Source organism: Streptomyces globosus (assembly GCF_003325375.1).
GTDB classification, from domain to species: Bacteria; Actinomycetota; Actinomycetes; order Streptomycetales; family Streptomycetaceae; genus Streptomyces; species Streptomyces globosus_A.
Genome location: NZ_CP030862.1, coordinates 6,839,050 through 6,863,360, shown reverse-complemented (window position 1 = coordinate 6,863,360; position 24,311 = coordinate 6,839,050). Strand labels below are relative to the sequence as shown.

The following is a 24,311-nucleotide window of genomic DNA, read 5'->3' as shown; positions in this document are numbered from 1 at the left end:
CCGTGGCCACACTGCGGCAAGATCGGCAGGTACGTCAGCCACAGGGCACGCTCTCTCACAGGGGGTCCCACGAATGTGTGGTTCTTTGGGACGGTCGGGACAAAAAATCCAGGGTCAGGCAACGGTAGTCAGCGCAGCCGGTACGGTTCAAGTCGTTGTCCACAGCCTGTGCACAGCGCGGGGTGGCATCGCCTCGGTTTGACCGGATGGCGTAGCCGCGCGTACCGTAACGAGGTCGAGTTGTCGATGGCTGCTGCCGCCTGCCTACCGATGGGCGAGGATCACTAGTTGTGATCGTTGAGCGGTGCCACTCGGGCGAACACGCGAGCTTCCTCGTGGGCGCACGGTGACAGCCAGGCGATGTCCCGCCACAACGATTCATTCTCTGGAGCCCCCGAGTGAGCAAGCGCACCTTCCAGCCGAACAACCGCCGCCGCGCCAAGACCCACGGCTTCCGCCTGCGGATGCGTACGCGTGCCGGCCGCGCCATCCTGGCGAACCGCCGCAGCAAGGGCCGCTCTGCCCTCTCCGCGTAACCACACGCAGGTAGTGACGTCGTGCTGTCTCCCGACAATCGGCTGAGGCGGCGCGAGGACTTCGCGAGCGCGGTACGGCGGGGCCGCAGGGCCGGTCGCCCGCTCCTCGTCGTCCACCTACGTACAAGCGGTGCAACGGACCCGCACGAGCCGGGGGAGAATGATTCCCCGACGCGTGCGGGTTTCGTCGTCAGCAAGGCCGTGGGCGGTGCCGTGGTCCGCAACCGGGTCAAGCGCCGACTGCGCCATCTCGTGCGCGAACGGCTGACCCGGCTGCCCGCCGGTAGCCTGGTGGTGGTGCGGGCACTGCCCGGATCGGGCGATGCCGGCCCCGAGGATCTGGCCCGGGACCTGGATGCCGCCCTGCTGCGGCTCCTGGGAGGCGCAGCTCGATGAAGTACCCGCTGCTCGCTCTGATCAAGCTGTACCAGTGGACGATCAGTCCGCTGCTCGGCCCGGTGTGCCGCTATTACCCCTCGTGCTCGCGCTACGGGTTCACGGCCATCGACCGGCATGGTGCGGTGAAGGGGACGGTCCTGACCGTCTGGCGGATCCTGCGGTGCAATCCGTGGACCGCAGGCGGCGTGGACCATGTCCCACCTCGTAAACGCCCGCGTTGGCACGAGCAGCTGCGCAGTGCGTTGCGTAGATCTCGCAATGCTCAAGGAGCCTGATTAGTGGACACGATTGCCAGTCTGTTCAGCTTTATCACCACGCCCGTCTCGTGGATCATCGTGCAGTTCCACTCGCTGTACGGTGCGATCTTCGGTGCGGACAGTGGGTGGGCCTGGGGCCTGTCCATCGTGTCCCTCGTGGTCCTGATCCGCATCTGCCTGATCCCGCTCTTCGTGAAGCAGATCAAGGCGACGCGCGGCATGCAGGCGCTCCAGCCGAAGATGAAGGCGATCCAGGAGCGCTACAAGAACGACAAGCAGCGCCAGTCCGAAGAGATGATGAAGCTGTACAAGGAGACGGGTACCAACCCGCTCTCCTCGTGCCTGCCCATCCTGGCGCAGTCCCCGTTCTTCTTCGCCCTGTACCACGTGCTCGCGACCATCGCCGACGGCAAGACCATCGGCGTCCTGGACGAGCAGCTCGTCGACAGCGCCCGGTCCGCCCGCATCTTCGGCGCCCCGATCGCGGCGAAGTTCATGGACAGCGAGGAGAAGGTCGCCGCGCTCGGCGCCTCCCTGACCGACGTCCGCATCGTGACCGCAGTCATGATCATCCTGATGTCGCTGTCGCAGTTCTACACGCAGCGCCAGCTGATGCAGAAGAACGTCGACCTCACGGTCAAGACGCCGTTCATGCAGCAGCAGAAGATGCTCATGTACATCTTCCCGGTGATCTTCGCGGTCATGGGTGTCAACTTCCCCGTCGGTGTCCTCGTCTACTGGCTGACCACCAACGTCTGGACCATGGGCCAGCAGATGTACGTGATCAACCAGAACCCCACCCCGGGCAGCAAGGCCCAGGACCAGTACCTGGCACGCCTCCTCAAGCACGTCTCCTCGCACGAGGGCGTCAAGGGGCGGGGCCGGAAGAAGATCGTCGCGGGAATCGTGGCCAAGGGCGCGGACCGCAACGAGAACGAGCGCAGGTTCATCGCGGCGCTGACGAAGCAGGGCCTGGCGGCCCAGGCCGACGGTTCCGTGGTCAAGAGCGCCGTGGCCACGGCGGACGCCGACGCGGCGAGCGGCGGCGCCCCCAAGCGGCAGCAGCCCAAGCGCCAGTCGAAGTCGCAGCGCCAGACGCCCTCCAAGCCCTCTTCCAAGAAGTAAGAAGGAGTCCCTCCCGTGACGGAAGGCACCACCACCGCCGCCGCCCAGAGTGGCGACACCCTCACCCGCCTCGAGCAGGAGGGTGAGATCGCGGCCGACTACCTCGAGGGTCTGCTGGACATCGCCGACCTCGACGGCGACATCGACATGGACGTCGAGGCCGACCGCGCCTCCGTGTCGATCGTCAGCGACTCGGGCAGCCGCGACCTGCAGAAGCTCGTCGGCCGTGACGGTGAGGTCCTGGAGGCCCTGCAGGAGCTCACCCGCCTCGCCGTCCACCGCGAGACCGGCGACCGCAGCCGCCTCATGCTGGACATCGCCGGCTTCCGGGCGAAGAAGCGCCAGGAGCTGGCGGCCATCGGCGCCAAGGCCGCGGCCGACGTCAAGGCCTCCGGCGAGCCCCTCAAGCTCGCCCCCATGACGCCGTTCGAGCGCAAGGTCGTCCACGACGCCGTGGCGGCCGCCGGTCTGCGGAGCGAGTCGGAAGGCGAGGAGCCGCAGCGCTTCGTCGTCGTGCTCCCGGCCTGACCCCGAGCCCGAGTCCTCGGCCCCGTCTGTGTCGCAGACGGGGCCGATGTTTGTCAGCCTGGCATGGCCGGGCGGGCCGGACCCGCCCGAGCGGTGCACCCCCTCGATCCCCCTCGATCCACGCGGTACGCGATACGGAAGGACGGTCCCCCGTGACGGAGGCAGCGGAGCTTCCCCCGGCACCCGAGCAGGCGCGCGCGGTGTTCGGCGAGTTTTTCCCGGAAGCTGTGCGGTATGCGGAGCTGCTGGCCGACGCAGGGGTCAAGCGCGGCCTGATCGGCCCGCGCGAGGTCCCGCGCCTGTGGGAGCGGCACCTGCTGAACTGCGCCGTCCTCTCGGAGGTCGTTCCCGAGGGCGTCACCGTGTGCGACGTGGGCTCCGGCGCGGGTCTCCCCGGCATTCCGCTGGCCCTCGTACGGCGGGACCTGAAGATCACCCTGCTGGAGCCCCTGCTGCGGCGCACCACCTTTCTCCAGGAAGCCGTGGAGCTGCTGGGGCTGGACCACGTGACGGTGGTCCGCGGCCGCGCCGAGGAGATGCTCGGCAAGGTGCCGCCGGTACACGTGGTGACCGCGCGCGCGGTGGCTCCGCTGGACCGCCTCGCGGGCTGGGGCGTGCCGTTGCTGCGCCCGTACGGCGAGATGCTGGCCCTCAAGGGAGACACCGCTGAGGAGGAGCTGGTGGCGGCGAAGACCGCGCTGGCCAAGCTCGGTGTGGTGAAGACCTCGGTGCTCCATGTCGGCGAGGGTGTGGTGGATCCCCTGTCGACGGTGGTCCGGGTGGAGGTCGGCGAGAGCCCCGGCGGGGTGAGGTTCGCCGCCAAGCGGGCGAAGGCGGCCCGGGTGGGGCGCGCACGCCGCCGTCGCTGAGGGCGGCGTTTCTCGGGTGCGGCGGGTTCTGTATAGGGCCCGTTGTGCCCGATAGGTATGGATTTCGGAGTGTCGGAGGGGTCTGAAGACTCCGTTTCGGCATCGTGTTTCACGTGAAACGTCGCTCTCTGCTGCACGGAATCATCAGTCGCGGCCGTGCGGCCGCCGCTCCCCGCTCCCGCAAGGAGACAGGGGGGACGGAGTTGTCCACAGGTGTGGATTCATCCACAGGTGCACGGGCCCCGCTGGTTCGCGACCCCGGTGACATGGCAGGCTCTGTTCAGCCCGAGCCTGATGCCGAGGAGAGTGACACCGTGCGGTCAGACGCCAACCTCGCGGGGCCGATGGCCGATCCGGTCCCCGGTCCCCGATCTGAATCGGCGGGCGGCGATGTTTCACGTGAAACACCGCCCCCGCCTCCCGTCGACAACGACGCGTCCATCGGCGCAGCCGCGTCCTTCGCGGTCGAGCCGCTGGCCCGTTCGGGCGAGGGGCTGCCGAGGCCGGCGCAGACCCGGGTCATCGTGGTCGCGAACCAGAAGGGCGGAGTGGGCAAGACCACGACGACCGTGAACCTCGCGGCCTCCCTGGCCCTGCACGGTGCACGCGTTCTGGTCATCGACCTCGACCCGCAGGGCAACGCCTCCACCGCGCTCGGCATCGATCACCACGCCGAGGTGCCGTCGATCTACGACGTCCTGGTGGACAGCCGGCCGCTCCTCGAAGTCGTCCAGCCGGTCGTGGACGTGGAAGGGCTCTTCTGCGCCCCGGCCACCATCGACCTGGCGGGCGCGGAGATCGAGCTCGTCTCGCTTGTGGCGCGCGAGAGCCGCCTCCAGCGGGCCATCCAGGCATACGAGCAGCCGCTGGACTACATCCTCATCGACTGCCCGCCCTCCCTGGGCCTGCTGACGGTGAACGCCCTGGTCGCCGGTGCCGAGGTACTGATCCCGATCCAGTGCGAGTACTACGCCCTGGAGGGGCTCGGCCAGCTGCTGCGCAACGTCGACCTGGTGCGGGCACATCTGAACCCGGCACTGCATGTGTCGACGATCCTGCTGACGATGTACGACGGCAGGACGCGGCTGGCCTCCCAGGTGGCGGAGGAGGTCCGCACCCACTTCGGGAGCGAGGTCCTGCGGACGAGCATTCCCCGGTCGGTGCGCATCTCCGAGGCGCCGAGCTACGGGCAGACGGTGCTCACCTACGACCCGGGCTCCAGCGGCGCCCTCTCCTACATGGAAGCGGCGCGGGAGATGGCGCTACGGGGGGCCGGACTCCATTACGACGGCCGCAACGCCCACGTGGGCGCAGGCATGAACAGCACGCAGAGCATGGCGGAGGGGATCCAATGAGTGAGCGACGTAGGGGTCTGGGGCGGGGGCTCGGCGCGCTGATTCCCGCGGCTCCCCAGGAGAGGACGCCCGCAGCGGGCGCCGGGCCGGCGGTAGCGGCCTCCCTGCCGGGGCCGAGTTCCGAGCGGGGCATCGCCGCGGCGAAGCTGACCTCCCTCGCACAGGCCGATGTTTCACGTGAAACATCGATTGCGGTCGCCGAGCCGATCGACACCGTCGCGGTGGAGCCCGCGGCCGGCGAGGTGGCGGGAGCAACCTTCGCCGAAATCGCGGTGGACGAGATCGAGGCGAATCCGTGGCAGCCCCGTGAGGTCTTCGACGGAGCGGCTCTGGCGGAGCTGGTCACCTCCATCCGCGAGGTTGGGCTGCTCCAGCCGATCGTCGTGCGGCGGGCACCAGCCGGCGGCTACGAGCTCATCATGGGCGAGCGGCGCCTGCGGGCCTGCAAGGAGGCCGGCCTCCAGCGGATTCCGGCGATCATCCGGGCCACCGAAGACGACAAGATGCTGTTGGACGCCCTGCTGGAGAACCTCCACCGGGCACAGCTGAACCCGCTGGAAGAGGCTGCGGCCTACGACCAGCTGCTGCGGGACTTCAACTGCACCCACGACGAGCTGGCAGACCGGATCGGCCGCTCCCGTCCGCAGGTGACGAACACCCTCCGGCTCCTCAAGCTGTCGCCGAAGGTGCAGCGCCGGGTGGCGGCCGGAGTCCTGCTGGCCGGCCACGCCCGCGCCCTGCTCGGTGTCGACGACCCGGAAGCCCAGGACCAGCTCGCCGCACGCATCGTGGCCGAAGGGCTTTCCGTGCGTTCGGTCGAGGAGATCGTCTCGCTCATGGGCTCGGAGCCGGCGGCCGCGGTCAAGCCGAAGGGCCCCCGCGCGGGCGGCCGGGTGTCCCCGGCCCTCAGTGAGCTGGCGACGAGGCTGTCCGACCGCTTCGAGACCCGGGTGAAGGTCGACCTGGGCCAGAAGAAGGGCAAGATCACCGTCGAGTTCGCCTCGATGGAGGACCTGGAGCGGATCCTGGCGACCCTGGCTCCCGGCGAGGGCCGGGTGCTGGAGCAGGGGCAGTCCGCGGAGTGACCCTCCCGCCCGCCGAGGGGCGGATCGCGCCGGTGCTGCCGGGGCGGTCCGCCCCTTTGGCTTGGAGCGGTTTCTCCTGATTCGGGCTCTGGATACGATGCGCTCATGGGGCGTCGGTTGGTACCACTCACACTGGACAACCTGCAGGACCTGCCTCGGCGTTGCCGGTCCTGTGTGTTCTGGGAGCTGGACCCGGTCAGCGGCGAGGCCGCCGTGAAGGCGGGGACGTCCGAACTCGAAAAGGAGGGGTGGATCTCCGCCGTCCTCCTGGAGTGGGGTTCGTGCGGCCGCGTCGTCTACGTGGACGAGGTCCCCGTCGGCTTCGTGATGTACGCGCCGCCTGCCTACGTCCCCCGTTCGACGGCCTTCCCGACGAGCCCGGTCTCACCCGACGCGGTGCAGCTGATCACCGCTTGGATCAGCCCCGGGTACCAGGGGCAGGGCCTGGGGCGGGTGATGGTGCAGACCGTGGCCAAGGACCTCCTGCGGCGCGGGTTCCGCGCCATCGAGGCGTTCGGCGACGCCCGCTGGGAAGGACCCGCCTGCCTGCTCCCCGCCGATCACCTGCTGGCCGTGGGCTTCAAGACTGTTCGGCCGCACGCCATGCACCCGCGGCTGCGGTTGGAGCTGCGCTCCACGCTCTCCTGGAAGGAGGACGTGGAGTTGGCACTGGACCGGCTCCTCGGAGGCGCCCGCAAGGAGCCGGCACTGCGCCCCCTGTGAGCCCTTCGGCTCGGGGCGGGACCGGACGTGCGAAACGGGGCCGCCCCTGGGGGCGGCCCCGTTTCACGTGAAACGCGGCGGAGGCGGCTGCCGTCAGGCGGCCGGGCCCCCGACGAAGTCGCTCAGGTCGCGCAGGATGGCCGCCTTGGGCTTGGCACCGACGATGGTCTTGACGACCTCACCGCCCTGGTAGACGTTCAGGGTCGGGATGGACATGACGCCGTACTTGGCGGCCGTGCCGGGGTTCTGGTCGATGTTGAGCTTGACGATCTCGATCTGGTCGCCGTACTCGGCGGCGATGGCCTCCAGGGACGGCGCGATCTGGCGGCACGGGCCGCACCACTCGGCCCAGAAGTCCACCAGGACGGGCTTGGTGCTCTTGAGGACCTCGGTCTCGAAGTCGGCGTCGGTCACGTTCTTGAGGGTGCCGGCCACAGCGGCCTCCTATTTCTTCCTGCGGGGTGTTGAGTGGGGGGAGTCTGGGGTCAGACCGTCGCGTGGGCCTTCTCGGCATGCGAGAGGGCGGCGAGGAAGCGCTCGGCGTCGAGGGCGGCCGAGCAGCCGGTGCCCGCGGCGGTGATGGCCTGACGGTACGTGTGGTCGACGACGTCGCCCGCGCCGAACACGCCGGTGACGTTGGTGCGCGTCGAGGGGGCCTCCACCTTGAGGTAGCCCTCGTCGTCGAGCTCCAGCTGGTCCTTGAAGAGCTCGGTCCTCGGGTCGTGGCCGACGGCGATGAACAGGCCGGTCACGGGCAGCTCGGAAGTCTCACCGGTCTTGGTGTTGCGCAGCGTCAGACCGGACAGCTTCTGCTCGCCGTGGATCACGGCGACCTCGCTGTCCCAGGCGAACCGGATCTTCGGGTCGGCGAAGGCACGGTCCTGCATGGCCTTCGACGCACGCAGCGCGTCGCGGCGGTGGACGACGGTGACGGACTTGGCGAACCGGGAGAGGAACGTGGCCTCTTCGATCGCGGTGTCGCCGCCGCCGACGACGGCGATGTCCTGGTCCTTGAAGAAGAAGCCGTCGCAGGTGGCGCACCAGGAGACGCCGCGGCCGGAGAGGGCGTCCTCGTTGGGCAGGCCCAGCTTGCGGTGCTGCGAACCGGTGGCCACGATGACGGCCTTGGCGCGGTGGACGGTGCCGGCCGTGTCGGTGACGGTCTTGATCTCACCGGCCAGGTCGACGGACACGATGTCGTCCGCGACGAGCTCGGCGCCGAAGCGCTCGGCCTGGCCGCGCATGTTGTCCATCAGGTCCGGGCCCATGATGCCGTCGCGGAAGCCCGGGAAGTTCTCCACCTCGGTCGTGTTCATCAGCGCACCGCCGGCGGTGACGGCGCCCTCGAAGACGAGCGGCTTGAGCGAAGCGCGTGCGGTGTAGAGGGCGGCCGTGTATCCGGCCGGCCCGGAACCGATGATGATCACGTTTCGGACGTCGCTCACGGGTCTCTTCCTCGTCTCTGTGGACTGCGCGCTGCTGGCCGGGGGCCGGTGTGGAGCCTCACCCCACCCAACGGATCCTAAGGCGCGTCCATTCCCTGGCCCTCCCCGTCCGGGTGCCAAGCTGTCAGCTCCGCGGGTAGGTCCTGGTCAGCAGGGGCTCTCCGGCACCGCCCGAAGGGATGGCGGTACACCCGGTGCCCACGACGTACGCATCGACGCGGCCGGCGTCTCCGGGGTGCGGGAGGACGAGGAGGAAGACCTCCCTGCCCTGGTAGCTGCCACGTTCGGCGGCGAGCGGGGCCTCGGTGCGGCGAGTGGCGCCGAGCACGCAGGCGGGCACGTCGGCCGCGTCCGTGCCGACTGCCCGGTCGCCGGGGGCGAGGCCCTGGCTCTGCGGGGCGTTCTCCGCTCCGAAGGTGCTGTTCCCCTCGGGAGGGGTCGCCTTCTTCGCGCCGTCGGCCGGGCCGAGGAGCCGCCGGACGCTGTCCTGGAGGCCCTGGGCGGTGTAGGTGCCGCCGGCCGGCGCCTGGGCTGTCGTACGGGGGTCGGAGGTGCGGGCGGCGGTGTCCGGCGAACCCGATCCGAACAGGCCCCCGGCCAAGAGGATGCCGACGGCGCATGCCGCGGCGCCCGCCAGTGCCGCGACGACCGCGATCCGGCGCCGGGCGCGGCGCCGGCCGGGGCCGGTTGCTCCGTCCGGGTGGCCCGAGGGCCGCCGACCACCCGGACGGGCCGCCGCGGCGCCGGAGGCGCCGGAGGCGCCCGGCTGCGCTGCTGCGTCCGCTTCCGCGCCGTCCGCTTCCGCGCCGACGGCGGCGCCGGCCCTCGGCGTGGTGGAGTCCAGCAGGGCCTCGGCCGCGAGGGCCGCGTCGATGCGTCCGGCGATGTCCGCGGGCATGCGCGGCGGCCCCGGCAGCGTGCCGAGCAGCGAGCGGATCTCCTCCAGGGACGCGAGTACGTCGGCGCACAGGGGGCACTCGGCCAGGTGGCGGCGCACCTGCGCGCTCCGGGCCGGGGAGAGCAGCCCCTCGGCCAGGTCGGAGATCTCCGAGACGTCCGGGTGCCGGATCGTGTCGGCTGCGGGAGTCACGTTCGTCCACCTCCGCCCTTCACCGTGTCTGCGCCCGGGGCTGGATGACCGGGATCTGCCGCTGGTGGGACGGGTGTCCCCGGCGTCCGGTTCCTTCCCCGCTCCGCAGCGGTGTTATCCCCGGCATTCGAGCGCAGATGAGTGAGCATCGGGACGAGCTTGGCCCGGCCGCGCGCGCACCGGCTCTTCACCGTGCCGGAGGGGACGCCCAGCACGTCGGAGGCCTCCGCCACGGAGTAACCCTGCATGTCGACGAGGACCAGGGCCGCGCGCTGGTCGGCCGGCAGGGTCCCCAGGGCGGCGAGGAGCTGGCGGTGCAGCTCCTGCCGTTCGGCCGGGGCCTCGGCGGACTCGTGGGGCTCCAGGAGGCGCTCCAGGCGCTCGGTGTCGTCGAGCGGGGCGGTCTTGCGGACGGCGGCCTTGCGGGCGCGGTCGAGGCAGGCGTTCACGGTGATCCGGTGCAGCCAGGTGGTGACGGCGGACTCCCCCCGGAAGGTGTGGGCGGCCCGGTAGGCGGAGACGAGCGCGTCCTGCACGGCGTCGGCGGCCTCCTCGCGGTCCCCGAGGGTGCGCAGGGCCACGGCCCAGAGCCGGTCGCGGTGGCGGCGCACGATCTCCGCGAAGGCGTCGGGGTCGCCAGCGGCGTGCGACGCGAGCAGCTCCCGGTCGCTGCGGCCGTCCCCCGTTGCTGCGTGCATCACACCTCGCTTCTCCCGGCATGGAGACTAGGCCCTGTACGGCCCGAACACGAGGGGGCCGCCCCCGGTGCGGAGCCGCAGACGCCGGGGGCCGCGGTGCACGGGACGCTCGCCCCGTGTACCGCGGCCCGTTCGCCGTGCGGTCCGGCCGCGGCCGTCAGTCGACCAGGCCCATGACCCTGATCTCGTCGATGCCGCCCCGGTAGACGCCGCCCTCGGAGGGCAGCTCGGTGATGTGCACCAGCAGGAAGCGGGTCTTCACCGGAGCATCGAGCTTGGTCTCCAGGGTCTTCCCCGTGTTCTGCAGCTTCGTGAGCTCCTGCGGGAAGTCGGAGAGGGAGACCGGCGAGGAGGCGTCGGCCGCGGCGGCGCGCACCTGGGCCTTGTGGCCCGCGAGGTACATGTCCGCTTCGAGCTTCGTCACCTCCTGGACGCTGCCGAGGTCGACGATGACGCCGCTCCCGTCCTCGTAGGAGGGCAGGTTGCCGAAGTTCGGCTGCCCCTTGAAGTGGTTGGTGACCCACCCGGTGGAGCGGTCGCCGTCCACCGCCTTGTGGACGTCCTCCTTCTCGATCTGCTCCCTGCCGAAGACGCTCGCCGAGCCCACCTTCAGCTGCTTGGGATGACGCACCTTCGGAGGCTCGCCGGTGGGGGCCGTCTGCTGCGAGCCGCCGTTGCCGCTGTCGCCCTTGCCGTGGTCGAGGAGCGTGTCGGCCAGCTGCCAGCTGCCCAGGCCCAGCGCCGTGATGAGCAGCGCGGACACGGCCCACTTCAGGACGCGGCCCGCGCGGCTCTGCAGCGGGGGCGGCGGGGCCACGATGACCTGGGCGGCCGGTGTCCCGGGGTGCGTCGGCGGGCGGCCGTAGCTGCCCTGCTGGTAGGTGGTGTGCTGGTACTCGGGCGGCGCCGTGAAGGCGGGCTCCGGCGGTCTGATCCGCGGCATGGCGGCGACTGCCTTGGCCAGCTCCTCCGGCGTGGTGCAGGGGGGCTCCTGCCGCGAGGCCGTGGCCCCGTCGTTGGCGAGGGCGCGCATGGCGAGCTGGCCCAGGCCGCGGTGGACGCCGGCGCGCACCTGGTCCGGGGGGATCAGGCCGACGTCCTTGGGAAGGCCGGTGAGCCCGTAGGCGTCGTTCTCGTAGGGCCAGCGCTGGGTGAGGGAGGCGTACAACAGCGCACCGATCGCTTCCGTGTCGGTGCGCTGGGGGGTGTCGCTGGTGATGCCGCGCAGGGCCGCGTTCACCGCGAGGCCGCGGATGCGGTACTGCCCGGTGGAGGTCCGCAGTATCGCGCCGGGTGTGAGCCGGAGGTGGGAGAGGCCCTCGCGGTGTGCGGCGGCCATGGCCTGGGAGACCTGGCTGACGAGCTGGTAGGCCTCGTGGGGCTCCAGGGGGCCGGTGGCGAGGAGGGAGGTCAGCTCGGTGGCGTCGGGCAGCCACTCGTGGACGACGTAGACGAGGTCGTTCTCCTCCACCGCGTCGAGGACTTGGACGAACCGGGGGTCGCCGAGCAGGGCGGAGGAGCGGGCCGCGGCCAGGACGGAGCGGGCGCGGGGGTGGTCGGCGGGCAGCAGGTGGACGCCCACGGCACGGCGCAGCTTCTCGTCCACCGCGCGCCAGCTGCTGAATCCGTCCAGACGGGTGACGCACTCCTCCAGGCGGTAGCGCCTGGCGAGCTTGTGGCCGCTGTGGAGTTCGGGGGCTGCGGCCGGTACCGCGGTCCTGTGTTCGCCGTCCTTTTCCTCGGGGACGGGTTTGTCCGCGGCTCGTCCGTTCTGGGTCTCCGCCCCGTCGGCCGTGGCCTTTGCCGCACCAGCGGCCGGCGGCTGGTCGCCGCCGTTGTCGGCCACGTCGACGGCAGCCGTGCTACGTTCCGCCACCGTCGTTCCTGCCTCCCCATCCGTTACGCGCTGTCGGCCAGTCTGCGAAGCCATGCCAATTGTGCCCACAGTCCGGCGCTATGCACGACACGCGAAGGAGTGCGACGGTTGTGCGCATCAGCGCCCCATGCGTCCGCGAACCATCCCGACCATGGCGTTGAGCTCCTCGATGCGCATCCGCTTGGCGGCCAGGAGGAAGACGGCGGCCAGCGCGATGAGACCCGCGGTCAGCGACGCGAGGGAGCCGGCGACTCCGCTGCCCAGCCACTGCGTGACCGCGTACGCGGCGCCTCCGGCGACGGCGGCCGCCGGGATGCAGGCGCCGGTGAGGCGGGCGTAGGTGCGCCGCACGTGGGCGCCGTCGAGGTCGCCGCCGAGCCGCTTGCGCAGCCGCTTCCATGCGACGCCGACGCCGACGGCGTAGCCGAGTCCGTAGGCGGCGGCCATGCCGACGACGGCCCAGCGGGCGGGGAGCACGAAGAACGCGGCGGTGGAGACGGCCGCGTTGACGGCGGCCACGATGACCGTGTTGTAGAAGGGCGTGCGCGTGTCCTCGTAGGCGTAGAAGCCGCGCAGCACCACGTACTGGACCGAGTAGGGGATGAGGCCGAGGCCGAACGCCATCAGCACGTAGCCGATGTTGCGGGCGCCGTCGCCGGAACCCGCGTACAGCAGCGTGGCCATCGGGACGCCGAGGGCGAGGAAGGCGAAGGCGCAGGGCACGATCGCGACGGCCGAGGTGCGCAGGCCGTAGGAGATGTCGTCGCGGACGGCGGCCGCGTCGCCGTCGTGGGCGGAGCGGGAGATGCGGGGCAGGACGGCCGTCATGACGGAGACGGTGATGATGGCCTGCGGCATCTGCCACAGCAGCAGCGCGTAGTTGTAGGCGGTGATGCCGGTGCCGGGGTGGCCCTGCTTCTCGGCGACCGAGCCGGCCCAGGTGGCCAGCTGGGTCACGACGACGAGGCCGACCTGGTTGGCGAGGACGAAGAAGAACGTCCACTTGGCGAGGCGGGCGGCCTTGCCGAGGCCGTGGCCCTTCCAGTCGAATCGCAGGCGCGGGGCGAACCCGGCGTCGCGCAGGTACGGCAGCATCGCCAGCGCCTGCACGGTGAGGCCGAGGAGGGTGCCGAGGCCGAGCAGGCGCACGCCCTCCGGGGTGACGGTGGCGGCGCTGACACCGGAGGTGGTGAAGCCGCCGAAGGCCCAGATGAACGCCCCGAACGTGGCGATGACGACGATGTTGTTGAGGACCGGCGTCCACATCATCGCGCCGAACCTGCCCCGCGCGTTGAGGATCTGACCGAGCACCACGTGCACGCCCATGAAGAACATGGTGGGCAGGCAGTAGCGGGCGAACGCGACCGCCACGTCCATCTGGTCCGGGTCGGAGGCGATCTTCGGCGACATCATCGTGATGAACACCGGTGCGGCGAGCACGCAGATGGTGGTGATGGCGGCCAGCAGGACGACGACCAGGGTCAGCAGCCGGTTGGCGTAAGCCTGGCCCCCGTCGCTGTCGTTCTTCATGGCCCGGACGAGCTGGGGGATGAAGACGGCGTTGAGCGCGCCTCCGCCGACCAGCACGTAGATCATCGTCGGCAGCGTGTTGGCGATCTGGTACGTGTCGTTGAACGTGCCGACGCCGATCGCCGCGGCGATGACGAGGGTCCGCAGGAAGCCGGTGATGCGGGAGACGATCGTTCCGGCGGCCATCAGGGCGCTGGACTTCAGCAGCCCGGAGGCCCGGCCGGCCGGCTTGCTCGGTGCCGGGGCCGCGACGGGGGCGTCCTCGACGGCTGTGCCGGGGGTGGCCTGCTGGTCCCGGTACAGGTGCGCGAAGGCGTCGGTCTGCGGCTCGTCCTCCCCGGCAGTGGTGACCAGCGCGTCGACGCCGACGAACTCGGTGGTGCCCGGGCGGTCGCCGTACCGGAGGTGGCGGGAGGGGCCGTCCGGCTCGGGCGGCGGCGTCTGCGCCCACACGCGCGGGTCGGGGGCGGGTGCGGCCGTCTGCGGCGCCGCGTACAGCGGCCCCGGCTCCTGGTAGGTGCCGGGCGGCGGCGGGGGGTGGGAGGCCCGGTCGTAGAGGACCTCGGCCACGGGGTCCTGGGCCGACAGGTCGTGCGACCGGTAGGGGTCGCGGTCGTAGGCGTCCTGGACGTACGGGTCCCGGTCCGGCCCGGGGGCGGGCGCGGGAACCTGACCGCCCGGGTCGGCGCCCGGGTAGGGCGCGGGCGCGCCAGTGCCCTGCGCGCGGTCACCGTCGTACGGCGCGTTCATCGAAACCCCACCTCATCGTCCCCAGGCCGGCCGGCCACGGCATCGCTCAACGGTCCACTGTCTCACCCGCGCCGGACCGGCCGGTGCTTTGCGCTCCGGTGTCCGGGGTGCCGTCACTCGGCTGCATGCCGTCGGCCGGCCGCGCACCCTCGGCCGGCTCCGCGGCATCCCCGGCCGGCTCCGCGGCATCCCCGGCCGGTTCCCCGCCGTCGCCGGCCGGCTCTGCGGCCTCCTCCGCGGCGGCCCGGGCGGCCACGCGCTTGCGGCTGGCGTACATCTTGACGCCCGCCAGCACGAGGAGGAGCACACCGCCCGCGATGACGAGCATCACGGTCGGGGTGATCTCGGTCGCCTCCACTGTGAACCTGCGCTCCTTGCCGTACGGGACGCCGTTCTCGGTGAAGAGCTGGGCGGTGACCTCGACGGGTCCGCTCGCCGTCGCGTTCGCGGTGAACTTCACCGTCTGGCTGTGCCCGCCCTGGACGGTGACCTGCTGCTCCGCCTCCCCGCTCCTGCCGAACACCAGGCGGGTCGGGTTCGCCGACTTCACCCGCAGGACGAGCCCGTGCACGTCCTGGACGAGGCTGTTCTGGACGCTCACGGGGATCGTCGCGCTGTGGCCGGACAGGGTGGCGTCGGACTTGGGGACGACCTTGACCTTCTCGGTCAGGCCGACCAGGTACTGCTGGACCTGGTTGCGGTAGTGCCCGGCGTCCTGGGGGCGGCCGCGCCACGAGGTGGACATCTCGCGGTTCGTGGTGTTCCCGAACGGGATCTCGACGCGGTCGGGGGCCGTCAGGATGGCCTTGAAGTGGTCGAGCGTGTTCTGGGTGGTGCGGATCTTCTCGAAGGCGGCGACCGGCAGTTCCGTCTTGCGCAGCGCGTCGGGGTACTGGCCGGCGCCCGGCACCTGCGTGTTCACGCCCGCGTCCGGCTTGGCGGCGGCTGCGGCCTCCAGGTCCGCGGGCTGCGTCCAGCGGCCCGGCTGGAGGGCGCGGAGGGCTTCGGCCATGGACTGGGCCTGGCTGGCGGTCGGCATCCGCTGCGGGGTGACGACGAAGCTCCGCTGGCTGTCGGTCTTCTGCAGGTTCAGGGCCAGGCTGTGGGCGAGGAATCGCTGCACGGCCAGGGTGGAGTTCGAGGCGCTCAGCATGTCGCCCTCGAAGGCCGTCGACAGGTCGGCGTCGGCCACGACGGCCGTGGCGCCCGCGCCGATGGGGCGGGCCGCCGACGGGGTGTACCCGAGGGCGCCGGTCTCCTGCAGGCTGTCGCTGCGCGCCAGCACGTGGTGGGCGCCGGCCGAGGTGGCCACGTTCACGATCGACGGGTCGATCGCGCCCTCGACGGGCCAGGAGAAGTCGGTGGACGGGGTGACGTGCAGGACGGTCTCCACCGCCTGCTTCGCCTTGTCCGTGGCCGGCCGGAGCTGTCCGAGCGTGCCTGAGACGTCCTTGCCCTGGTGGGCGAGGGAGGCGATGTCGGGGTCGGCGAACGGGAGGGCCACGACCTTCTTGCTCTGGACCGCCGCCTCCAGCGAGGCGAGCCACTGCTCGGCGACGGCCTTGTTCCGGCCTTGGACGACCCGGCCGTCCGGGGTGCGGTGGCGGTAGCCCTTGGTCATCGCGTCGACCGTGTACAGCAGGTCGGGGTCGATGACCCAGGTGACCGGCAGCTCCTTGCCGAGGGAGACCATCCGCTCCAGCCGGCCGCCGGTCCGGAGCTCGTCCGCGAGGGAGTCGTCGAGGAAGACCGGGGTCTGCAGCTCGTCCGAGCCCGTCTCCGCCGTCAGGCGGGTCGTGGAGATCAGCGGCCACAGGTACGTCAGCTGGGAGCGCTTGGCGGCCGGCTCCGGCTGCCAGGGAAGGAAGGTCCGCTTGATGCCGAGGACCTGCTCGTAGGGGCGGCTGTCGGTCTCGCCGGAGAGGGAGACGCCCAGCGGGTAGACGCCCTCCTTCTCCAGCCCCAGCTTGTTCACCGGGATCGTCAGCGTGAACGTCTGGCTGACCTTGGAGGGCAGCGAGGCGACCTTCACCGAGTACGCCTGGTCGACCTCGCCGGGGTCGGTGCCCGCCCGGAAACCGGTCCGGTCCGCGGCCTCGTCGATCGAGGTGCGGTCACTCAGGGCGGACCCGACCCGGAGCCCCACGTGGGCCGCGGTGATCGTCTCGCGGCCGTTGTTGACCACCGTTCCGGAGATCGTCAGCGTGTCGCCCTTGACCGGGGCGGCGGGAGCCACTGTGGTGAGCTGCACATCCACGGAGCCCGTCGCGGCCGCGTCCGCCGGGGCGGGTGGCTGGACGAGGGCGCCGAGCAGCGGCGTCCCGCAGAGCAGGACGACGGCGCGCCGCAGCCAGCGGCGCCGGGCAGGAGCGGGGGAAGCCCCCTGGATGTCTGCCGGCTCGGCCACGCGCTAACCCGTCCCTCGCAGTGTCAGTGGTCGTCGTTCGTGCGTCCAGGAATGGTAACGAGACCCGCCGGGCGCGAGTGCCGCGCCTTGCTCCACATGATCGGCCCGGCACCGGGGCCGCCGGAGGGCGGGGTGCCGGAAACGGGGGAGCCCCCTCCGGGCGGGGCACGTACCCTTTTCTGTTGTGCCGAACGCCAATGAAGACACCCCCAGTGCCCTGAGTCAGGTGCAGAGCCGCGCGGTCAGTGAACTGCTGCGGGTCGCCCCTGCCGCCGACGAGCTCGGCCGCCTGTTCCAGGAGGCGGGATTCAGCCTCGCCCTGGTCGGCGGGTCCGTCCGCGACGCGCTGCTCGGCCGTCTCGGCAACGACCTCGACTTCACCACCGACGCCCGCCCCGAGGACGTCCTGAAGATCGTCCGTCCGTGGGCGGACTCGGTCTGGGACGTCGGGATCGCCTTCGGGACCGTCGGCGCCCAGAAGGGCGGCTTCCAGATCGAGGTCACGACGTACCGCTCGGAGTCCTACGACCGCACCTCCCGCAAGCCCGAGGTCTCCTACGGCCACTCCATCGAGGAGGACCTCGTCCGGCGCGACTTCACCGTGAACGCCATGGCCGTGGCGCTCCCGCAGAAGGAGTTCGTGGACCCGCACGGCGGCCTGGAAGACCTGCGGACGGGCGTCCTGCGCACGCCCGGCACCCCTGAGGACTCCTTCTCCGACGACCCGCTGCGGATGCTGCGCGCGGCGCGGTTCGCCGCCCAGCTCGACTTCGAGGTCGCGCAGGACGTCGTGGCCGCGATGAAGGCGATGTCCGAGCGGATCGAGATCGTCTCGGCGGAGCGGGTGCAGGCCGAGCTGAACAAGCTCATGCTCTCCGCCCACCCGCGCAAGGGCCTCGGGCTGCTCGTGGACACCGGGCTGGCCGACCGGGTGCTGCCCGAGCTGCCGGCGCTGCGGCTGGAGAGTGACGAGCACCACCGGCACAAGGATGTCTACGAGCACTCGCTGATCGTGCTGGAGCAGGCGATGGCGCTGGAGGAGGACGGCCCGGACCTGGTCCTGCGGCTCGCCGCGCTCCTCCACGACATCGGCAAGCCCCGTACCCGGCGCTTCGAGAGCGACGGCCGGGTCTCCTTCCACCACCACGAGGTGGTGGGCGCCAAGATGGCCAAGAAGCGCATGACCGCGCTGAAGTACTCCAACGAGATGGTCAAGGACGTCTGCCGGCTGATCGAGCTGCACCTGCGGTTCCACGGCTACGGCGACGGCGAGTGGACCGACTCGGCGGTGCGGCGCTACGTCCGCGACGCCGGCCCGCTGCTGGACCGCCTGCACAAGCTGACCCGGTCCGACTGCACGACGCGCAACAAGCGCAAGGCCAACGCGCTCTCCCGGACGTACGACAGCCTGGAGGAGCGCATTGCGCAGCTCCAGGAGCAGGAGGAGCTGGACGCGATCCGGCCCGACCTGGACGGCAACGAGATCATGCAGGAGCTGGGCGTCGGTCCCGGCCCCGTGGTCGGCAGGGCCTATGCGTTCCTGCTGGAGCTGCGGCTGGAGAACGGGCCCATGGAGCGCGAGGCGGCGGTCTCGGCCCTCCGCGAGTGGTGGGCTGCTCAGGCCTGATGCGGGAGGGGCCCGCGCTGTGTTTCACGTGAAACGTTGCCGCGGGCCCGGCCCGCCTGCCGGGTCAGGGGCGTGTTTCACGTGAAACACCGGGCCGCCGCCCCAGGTAGAGCGCGGTCAGGGCGTAGAGGACCGCGACGCCCACGAGGAGTACTGCCGAGCGGCCGTCCGCGGGGAGCACCAGCGAGCTGACGGCCGCGGCGGCGACGAAGGCGATGTTGAACAGCACGTCGTAGACGGAGAAGACGCGCCCCCGGAAGTCGTCGTCCACACGGGACTGCACCACGGTGTCGGTGGCGATCTTCGCTCCCTGGGTGGCGAGGCCGAGGACGAAGGCGGCGGCCAGCATGGGCTCCGGCAGGAACGACAGGCCGAGGGCGGGCACCAGGACCGCTGCGGCTGCGGAGCACACGGTGATCCAGCCGCGGGTGCCCAGGCGGCCGGCCGCCCACGGTGTGACCACGGCCGCGGCGAAGAAGCCCGCCCCCGAGACGCCCACCGCGAGCCCCAGCAGGGCGAGGCCGTCGGACTCGGTGTCCGACCAGGCGTAGCGGCAGAGCATCAGCAGCGTCACCGTCAGGGCTCCGTAGCAGAACCGCATCATGGTCATGGCGGCCAGTGCCTGGGCGGCCTCGCGGCGCTCGGCGAGGTGCCGCAGCCCCGCGGCCATCCCCCGGACGGTGAGCGCGACGCCCTGGACCACCGACGGGTGGACGGTGCCGGGCGGATGGTCCGGTCCCAGCAGGCCGACGGCCAGGCGCAGCGACATCAGCGCCGCTCCGAGGTAGAGGGCGGCGCCGAGCAGGACCACGAGGGCGTCGGAGTCGGCGGCGACGAACCGCAGCAGGAAGGCGAGGCCTCCGCCTGCGGTCGCCGCAAGGGTCCCGGCCGTCGGGGACAGCGCGTTGGCGGTGACCAGCTGGGCGGGCGCGACGACGCGGGGCAGGGAGGCGGCGAGCCCCGCCAGGACGAAGCGGTTGACGGCGGTCACGGACAGGGCCGAGGCGTAGAAGAGCCACTCGGGGACGGAGGTGGCGACCAGCACTGCGGTGATGCAGGCGAGGAGGGCCCGCAGCAGGTTGCCGTAGAGGAAGACCTGGCGGCGTCGCCAGCGGTCCAGGAGCACTCCGGCGAAGGGCCCGATGACGGAGTACGGCAGCAGCAGGACCGCCATGGCCGAGGCGACGGCGGCCGGCGAGGTCTGCTTCTCGGGGGAGAAGACCACGTGGGTGGCCAGGGCCACCTGGTAGACACCGTCGGCGGCCTGCGAGAACAGCCGTACGGCGAGCAGGTTGCGGAAGTCCCTCAGGCGCAGGAGTACGCGCAGATCACGTACGACGGGCATGAGGGCAAGGTTCACACACGAGGAGGGTCCCCGGGCAGATTGCCCGGGGACCCCGGCGGAACGGCGGGTGGAGACCGGGGGACGGCGGCCCCGGCGCTCCGGACCGGTCCTGTTTAGCGCTCGACCTCGCCGCGGATGAACTTCTCGACGTTCTCCAGCGCCTCGTCGTCGAAGTACTGGACCGGCGGGGACTTCATGAAGTAGCTGGACGCCGACAGGATCGGGCCGCCGACGCCCCGGTCCTTGGCGATCTTCGCGGCGCGCAGGGCGTCGATGATGACACCGGCGGAGTTCGGGGAGTCCCACACCTCGAGCTTGTACTCGAGGTTCAGCGGGACGTCGCCGAAGGCGCGGCCCTCGAGGCGGACGTAGGCCCACTTGCGGTCGTCGAGCCACGCGACGTAGTCGGACGGGCCGATGTGGACGTTCTTGTCGCCGAGGTCGCGGTCGGGGATCTGCGAGGTGACGGCCTGCGTCTTCGAGATCTTCTTCGACTCGAGGCGCTCGCGCTCCAGCATGTTCTTGAAGTCCATGTTGCCGCCCACGTTGAGCTGCATGGTGCGCTCCAGGCGGACGCCGCGGTCCTCGAACAGCTTCGCCATCACGCGGTGCGTGATGGTGGCGCCGACCTGCGACTTGATGTCGTCGCCGACGATCGGGACACCGGCCTCGGTGAACTTGTCGGCCCACTCCTTGGTGCCGGCGATGAAGACCGGGAGGGCGTTGACGAAGGCGACCTTGGCGTCGATGGCGCACTGGGCGTAAAACTTCGCCGCGTCCTCGGAACCGACGGGCAGGTAGCAGACCAGGACGTCGACCTGGCGGTCCTTGAGGACCTGGACCACGTCGACCGGGGCCTCGGGGGACTCCTCGATCGTCGCGCGGTAGTACTTGCCCAGGCCGTCCAGGGTGTGGCCGCGCTGGACGGTCACGCCCGTGGTGGGGACGTCGCAGATCTTGATGGTGTTGTTCTCGCTGGCCCCGATGGCGTCCGCGAGGTCGAGGCCGACCTTCTTCGCGTCGACGTCGAACGCGGCGACGAACTCGACGTCGCCCACGTGGTAGTCGCCGAACTGGACGTGCATCAGACCGGGGACCTTGGCCGCCGGGTCGGCGTCCTTGTAGTACTCGACGCCCTGCACCAGCGAGGCGGCGCAGTTGCCCACGCCGACGATGGCTACGCGAACCGAACCCATTCCGGTTGCTCCCTGTTTGTTCTCGGACGAGGCCTGCGCGGTGCAGGCCTCACTTTGCAGTTTCGTCGGGCGGGCCGGGTCGTCTCCGATCCCGTCCCGCCCGCTCACTCTCGATGAGCTCGTTCAGCCAGCGCACTTCGCGCTCCACGGACTCCATGCCGTGCCGTTGCAGTTCGAGCGTGTAGTCGTCGAGGCGCTCCCGGGTGCGGGCCAGTGAGGCGCGCATCTTCTCCAGGCGCTCCTCCAGCCGGCTGCGGCGGCCCTCCAGGACCCGCATGCGCACGTCCCGCTCGGTCTGGCCGAAGAAGGCGAAGCGGGCGGCGAAGGACTCGTCCTCCCACGTGTCGGGGCCGGTGTGGGAGAGGAGCTCCTCGAAGTGCTCCTTCCCGGCGGCCGTCAACCGGTAGACGATCTTGGCGCGGCGCCCTGCGAGTGAAGCGGCGAGAGCGTCCTCCGGGGCGCTGCCCGGTTCCTCGGCGAGCCAGCCGTTGGCGACCAGCGTCTTCAGGCAGGGGTAGAGCGTCCCGTAGCTGAACGCCCGGAACACCCCCAGCGAGGTGTTGAGCCGTTTGCGGAGCTCGTAGCCGTGCATGGGGGCCTCGCGGAGCAGGCCGAGGACGGCGAACTCGAGGATGCCCGAGCGCCTGCTCATCCGCCTGCCTCCCCTGCAACCCTGAGCCTTATGCCGAGCCGATGTATCGGCTCGATACATCCAGACGATAGAACGGGTGCCCTCCGGCGACAAGTAGCGATCTGGTGACCGGCATCACATCACCAATTCGCAGGATGCGAGTTGCCTGATTTGGGGTGAACTTCGGCACTGTTCGGGTTTTGAGCGTGCGTAGTCTTGCGGCGTGACACCGGGGGGATCGGAACTCACAAGCCGCTTCCAGGCCACTCGCCTGCCCGAGGAGTAGTCGTTCGATGAGCGAGCACCGCCGCAAACCGCCGCAGCCCGAGGGCGGCGGACGTGCCGCAGCCCGCAGGGCTGCCCAGCAGCGCCCCGGACGGGGTGCCGGGCCCGCACGCAGCGTCCCCACCGCGTCGCACAGCGGACCGTACGCAGACCCGCGAGGGGAACACGGCAGCCGCGGAGCGCGGCGAGCCCCGCAGGGACCCGCAGGACGGGGCCGCGGAGCAGGCCGCCCGGACAGGAGGCTGATCAACTACCCGCGCTCCGACAGGAACGGCTGGCAGCGCTTCGTGCCGTCCTGGAAACTGGTCGGCGGCACGGCCCTGGGCTTCTTCGCGATCGTCTTCGCGGGCGCCGGCATCGGCATCGCGGCGGTGGACACGCCCAACCCGAACCTGGCGGCCCAGGCGCAGAACAACGTCTTCTACTGGGCCGACGACACCCAGATGGTCGCCACCGGCGGCTCGATGAACCGGCAGATCGTCCCGATCGACAAGATCCCGAAGTCGATGCGGAACGCGGTGATCGCCGCGGAGAACGAGTCCTTCGAGACCGACAAGGGCGTCGACCCGATGGGCATCATGCGGGCCGTCTGGAACATGGCCAAGGGCGGCTCCACCCAGGGCGGGTCCACGATCACCCAGCAGTACGTGAAGAACACCTACCTGGACTCCGACCAGACGCTCAAGCGCAAGGTCACCGAGCTGTTCATCTCGATAAGGCTGGGTGTGTCCGAGGAGAAGAACACGATCCTCGCCGGCTACCTGAACACCGCCTACTACGGCCGCGACGCCTACGGCATCCAGGCCGCCGCACGCGCCTACTTCGGCAAGGACTGCTGGGACCTCGACCCGTCCGAGAGCGCCTTCCTCGCCGCCGTGCTCAAGGGCCCCAACCTGTACAACCCGGACGGCGGCATCGGCGACAACGCCACGCCCGAGGAGAACACCAAGCGCGCCCACGCCCGCTGGGCCTGGGTGCTCGACCGCGAGGTGGCGGTCGGCCGCATGGACAAGGCGGAGCGGGAGAAGTACCGCGAGTTCCCCAAGCTCGTCGACTCCGAGCAGGCCCGCAGCCTCTCCGGCCAGACCGGCTACCTGGTCGAGACGGCCAAGCAGTACGTGATGAAGGTCGCGAAGCTCACGCCCGAGCAGATGGCCCGCGGCGGCTACCAGATCAAGACCACCTTCCAGAAGCCGAAGGTGGACGCCCTGGCCAAGGCGGTCGAGGACACCCGCAACGACTTCCTGGACGAGAAGGCCCGGCCCGAGCACGACACCTTCGTCCAGTTCGGCGCCGCCTCCGTCGACGTGAAGACCGGCGCGATCGTCGCCCTGTACGGCGGCCCCGGCATGGACAAGAAGTACTTCAGCAACAACGCCAACACCATCGGCGTCCCGGTCGGCTCGACCTGGAAGCCGTACGTCCTGGCGGCGGCGATGGAGTACGGGACGCAGAACTCGAACGGCCGCGGCATCTCGCCGCAGAGCAAGTACCAGGCCAACGACCTCACGGTGATCAACAACCGGGACGGCAAGCCGCTGCGCGACGCGAGCGGCAAGCCGTTCCGCCAGAAGAACGAGAGTGCCTACCCGTACGGCTACGTGACGCTGCACGAGGCGATGGAGAAGTCGATCAACGTGCCGTTCGCCCAGCTCGTCTTCGACGTCGGCCACGGCAAGGTCCGGGACGTGGCCAGGGCCACGGGCATCCTGGACTCGTCCATGGACCCGGGCAACAACGCCTCGTTCGCCCTGGGCACCTCGACGCCCAGCGCCATCCGCATGGCCGACTCGTACGCCACGTTCGCCTCCTCCGGCATCCACCGCGAGCCCTACTCGGTGCGCGGCGTCCAGAAGGACGGCCGGGACCTGCCCGGGTTCGAGCCCCCCAAGGAGGAGCGGGCGATGGACGACTCCATCGCCGACAACATCACCAAGGTGCTCCAGAACGTCGTCGAGAACGGCACCGGCACCAAGGCCCGCAAGCTGGGCCGTCCGGCGGCCGGCAAGACCGGTACGACGGACGAGAACAAGTCGGCGTGGTTCGTCGGGTACACCCCGGAGCTGTCCACCTCGGTGGCCCTCTTCCGCACCGACCCGAACTCGAAGGAGAAGGAGCTGATGTCCATGAAGGGCGTCGGCGGCACCGACTCCATCCACGGTGGCGACATCCCGGCCGTCATCTGGACCGCGTACATGAAGGAGGCCCTCAAGGGCACTCCGGTCAAGCGGTTCCCCGAGCCGGAGGACATCGGCGTGATCGCCGACGGGGCGGGCGCGCCCTCCCCCAGCCCGTCGGCGGTCCCCTCGCCGTCGGCCTCGGCCTCGCCGTCCCCCTCGGCCTCCCCGTCGCCGTCCCCGAGCCGCTCCCGCGGTGGTACGGGCCGCCCCTGCAAGCCGTGGGAGCTGTACTGCATCCCCGACGACAGCGGCGGTGCCGACGGCGGCAGCGACGGCTCGTCCGGCTCGCCGAGCCCGTCCCCCTCGGTGAGGCCGGGACGCCCGGGCGCTGTCACCAGCTGGGGCGGCAGCACGGGCTTCACGGGCTGACCCCG

General features: G+C 70.9%; 21 protein-coding genes. 11 read left to right on the top strand and 10 right to left on the bottom strand.

Features of this window, described 5'->3' with window-relative positions:
* Positions 1-398 precede the first annotated feature (398 nt).
* From rpmH to C0216_RS30535, 9 genes are all read left to right on the top strand, one after another.
* On the top strand, positions 399-536 hold the full coding sequence (rpmH, locus tag C0216_RS30575) for a 50S ribosomal protein L34 (RefSeq protein ID WP_007265229.1): 138 nt from the start codon (positions 399-401) through the stop codon (positions 534-536).
* Between the two features lie 21 nt (positions 537-557).
* Entirely contained in the window at positions 558-932 is a 375-nt protein-coding gene (gene rnpA / locus C0216_RS30570; RefSeq protein ID WP_114058349.1) for a ribonuclease P protein component, read from the top strand.
* A complete protein-coding gene (gene yidD / locus C0216_RS30565; RefSeq protein WP_114058348.1) occupies positions 929-1,210 on the top strand; it encodes a membrane protein insertion efficiency factor YidD in 282 nt (93 codons plus the stop codon). Before rnpA ends, yidD begins: the two co-directional genes overlap by 4 nt.
* 3 nt (positions 1,211-1,213) lie before the next feature.
* On the top strand, positions 1,214-2,317 hold the full coding sequence (yidC, locus tag C0216_RS30560; RefSeq protein ID WP_114058347.1) for a membrane protein insertase YidC: 1,104 nt from the start codon (positions 1,214-1,216) through the stop codon (positions 2,315-2,317).
* A gap of 15 nt (positions 2,318-2,332) precedes the next feature.
* Positions 2,333-2,845, top strand: coding sequence for a protein jag (locus tag C0216_RS30555; protein WP_114058346.1), 513 nt, complete (start codon positions 2,333-2,335; stop codon positions 2,843-2,845).
* Positions 2,846-2,997: 152 nt separating this feature from the next.
* The gene (rsmG, locus tag C0216_RS30550) at positions 2,998-3,714 is read left to right on the top strand and encodes a 16S rRNA (guanine(527)-N(7))-methyltransferase RsmG (protein WP_114058345.1); all 717 of its coding nucleotides are present in this window, start codon (positions 2,998-3,000) and stop codon (positions 3,712-3,714) included.
* Between the two features lie 266 nt (positions 3,715-3,980).
* Positions 3,981-5,069, top strand: coding sequence for a ParA family protein (locus C0216_RS30545; protein ID WP_114058344.1), 1,089 nt, complete (start codon positions 3,981-3,983; stop codon positions 5,067-5,069).
* A complete protein-coding gene (locus tag C0216_RS30540; RefSeq protein ID WP_114058343.1) occupies positions 5,066-6,154 on the top strand; it encodes a ParB/RepB/Spo0J family partition protein in 1,089 nt (362 codons plus the stop codon). The genes C0216_RS30545 and C0216_RS30540 overlap by 4 nt, the downstream gene beginning before the upstream one ends.
* A gap of 105 nt (positions 6,155-6,259) precedes the next feature.
* The gene (locus tag C0216_RS30535) at positions 6,260-6,877 is read left to right on the top strand and encodes a GNAT family N-acetyltransferase (protein ID WP_114058342.1); all 618 of its coding nucleotides are present in this window, start codon (positions 6,260-6,262) and stop codon (positions 6,875-6,877) included.
* A 93-nt stretch (positions 6,878-6,970) separates the two neighbouring features.
* On the opposite strand, the gene trxA is transcribed toward C0216_RS30535, so the two are convergent.
* The 7 genes from trxA to C0216_RS30500 form a co-directional block, all read right to left on the bottom strand.
* A complete protein-coding gene (trxA, locus tag C0216_RS30530; RefSeq protein ID WP_114058341.1) occupies positions 6,971-7,312 on the bottom strand; it encodes a thioredoxin in 342 nt (113 codons plus the stop codon).
* A 50-nt stretch (positions 7,313-7,362) separates the two neighbouring features.
* Positions 7,363-8,322 (bottom strand): thioredoxin-disulfide reductase, encoded by a 960-nt coding sequence (gene trxB / locus C0216_RS30525; protein WP_114058340.1) that lies wholly within the window; start codon positions 8,320-8,322, stop codon positions 7,363-7,365.
* Between the two features lie 124 nt (positions 8,323-8,446).
* The gene (locus C0216_RS30520) at positions 8,447-9,412 is read right to left on the bottom strand and encodes an anti-sigma factor family protein (RefSeq protein ID WP_114058339.1); all 966 of its coding nucleotides are present in this window, start codon (positions 9,410-9,412) and stop codon (positions 8,447-8,449) included.
* Positions 9,409-10,110 carry an RNA polymerase sigma factor SigM gene (gene sigM, locus C0216_RS30515; protein WP_162793322.1) on the bottom strand — a complete coding sequence of 234 codons (702 nt, stop codon included), beginning with the start codon at positions 10,108-10,110 and terminating at the stop codon, positions 9,409-9,411. Before sigM ends, C0216_RS30520 begins: the two co-directional genes overlap by 4 nt.
* A gap of 157 nt (positions 10,111-10,267) precedes the next feature.
* Positions 10,268-11,986 (bottom strand): protein kinase family protein, encoded by a 1,719-nt coding sequence (locus tag C0216_RS30510; protein ID WP_114058337.1) that lies wholly within the window; start codon positions 11,984-11,986, stop codon positions 10,268-10,270.
* Positions 11,987-12,103: 117 nt separating this feature from the next.
* Entirely contained in the window at positions 12,104-14,266 is a 2,163-nt protein-coding gene (gene murJ / locus C0216_RS30505; RefSeq protein WP_114058336.1) for a murein biosynthesis integral membrane protein MurJ, read from the bottom strand.
* Between the two features lie 46 nt (positions 14,267-14,312).
* Positions 14,313-16,673, bottom strand: a complete 2,361-nt coding sequence (locus C0216_RS30500) for a DUF6049 family protein (RefSeq protein ID WP_174250487.1) — start codon at positions 16,671-16,673, stop codon at positions 14,313-14,315.
* A gap of 184 nt (positions 16,674-16,857) precedes the next feature.
* On the opposite strand from C0216_RS30500, the gene C0216_RS30495 reads away from it, so the two are divergent.
* Entirely contained in the window at positions 16,858-18,300 is a 1,443-nt protein-coding gene (locus C0216_RS30495; protein ID WP_114058335.1) for a CCA tRNA nucleotidyltransferase, read from the top strand.
* A gap of 64 nt (positions 18,301-18,364) precedes the next feature.
* Here C0216_RS30495 and C0216_RS30490 read toward each other — a convergent pair whose 3' ends face one another.
* The 3 genes from C0216_RS30490 to C0216_RS30480 form a co-directional block, all read right to left on the bottom strand.
* The gene (locus tag C0216_RS30490; RefSeq protein ID WP_114058334.1) at positions 18,365-19,645 is read right to left on the bottom strand and encodes an MFS transporter; all 1,281 of its coding nucleotides are present in this window, start codon (positions 19,643-19,645) and stop codon (positions 18,365-18,367) included.
* A 113-nt stretch (positions 19,646-19,758) separates the two neighbouring features.
* On the bottom strand, positions 19,759-20,841 hold the full coding sequence (locus C0216_RS30485) for an inositol-3-phosphate synthase (RefSeq protein WP_114058333.1): 1,083 nt from the start codon (positions 20,839-20,841) through the stop codon (positions 19,759-19,761).
* Positions 20,842-20,890: 49 nt separating this feature from the next.
* Positions 20,891-21,493: a PadR family transcriptional regulator gene (locus tag C0216_RS30480; protein ID WP_114058332.1), complete on the bottom strand. Its 603-nt coding sequence runs from the start codon at positions 21,491-21,493 to the stop codon at positions 20,891-20,893.
* Positions 21,494-21,765: 272 nt separating this feature from the next.
* Between C0216_RS30480 and C0216_RS30475 the strand changes: the two genes are divergently transcribed.
* Complete coding sequence (locus C0216_RS30475; protein ID WP_114058331.1) at positions 21,766-24,306, top strand: transglycosylase domain-containing protein; 2,541 nt, start codon at positions 21,766-21,768, stop codon at positions 24,304-24,306.
* The last annotated feature ends 5 nt before the right edge of the window (positions 24,307-24,311 follow it).

Coding starts and splice junctions, on each gene's coding strand:
- yidD (WP_114058348.1), top strand. CDS start 929: ATGAAGTACCCGCTGCTCGCTCTGATCAAGCTGTACCAGTGGACGATC.
- C0216_RS30545 (WP_114058344.1), top strand. CDS start 3,981: ATGGCAGGCTCTGTTCAGCCCGAGCCTGATGCCGAGGAGAGTGACACC.
- C0216_RS30540 (WP_114058343.1), top strand. CDS start 5,066: ATGAGTGAGCGACGTAGGGGTCTGGGGCGGGGGCTCGGCGCGCTGATT.
- C0216_RS30535 (WP_114058342.1), top strand. CDS start 6,260: ATGGGGCGTCGGTTGGTACCACTCACACTGGACAACCTGCAGGACCTG.
- sigM (WP_162793322.1), bottom strand. CDS start 10,110: ATGCACGCAGCAACGGGGGACGGCCGCAGCGACCGGGAGCTGCTCGCG.
- murJ (WP_114058336.1), bottom strand. CDS start 14,266: ATGAACGCGCCGTACGACGGTGACCGCGCGCAGGGCACTGGCGCGCCC.
- C0216_RS30490 (WP_114058334.1), bottom strand. CDS start 19,645: ATGCCCGTCGTACGTGATCTGCGCGTACTCCTGCGCCTGAGGGACTTC.
- C0216_RS30485 (WP_114058333.1), bottom strand. CDS start 20,841: ATGGGTTCGGTTCGCGTAGCCATCGTCGGCGTGGGCAACTGCGCCGCC.
- C0216_RS30480 (WP_114058332.1), bottom strand. CDS start 21,493: ATGAGCAGGCGCTCGGGCATCCTCGAGTTCGCCGTCCTCGGCCTGCTC.
- C0216_RS30475 (WP_114058331.1), top strand. CDS start 21,766: ATGAGCGAGCACCGCCGCAAACCGCCGCAGCCCGAGGGCGGCGGACGT.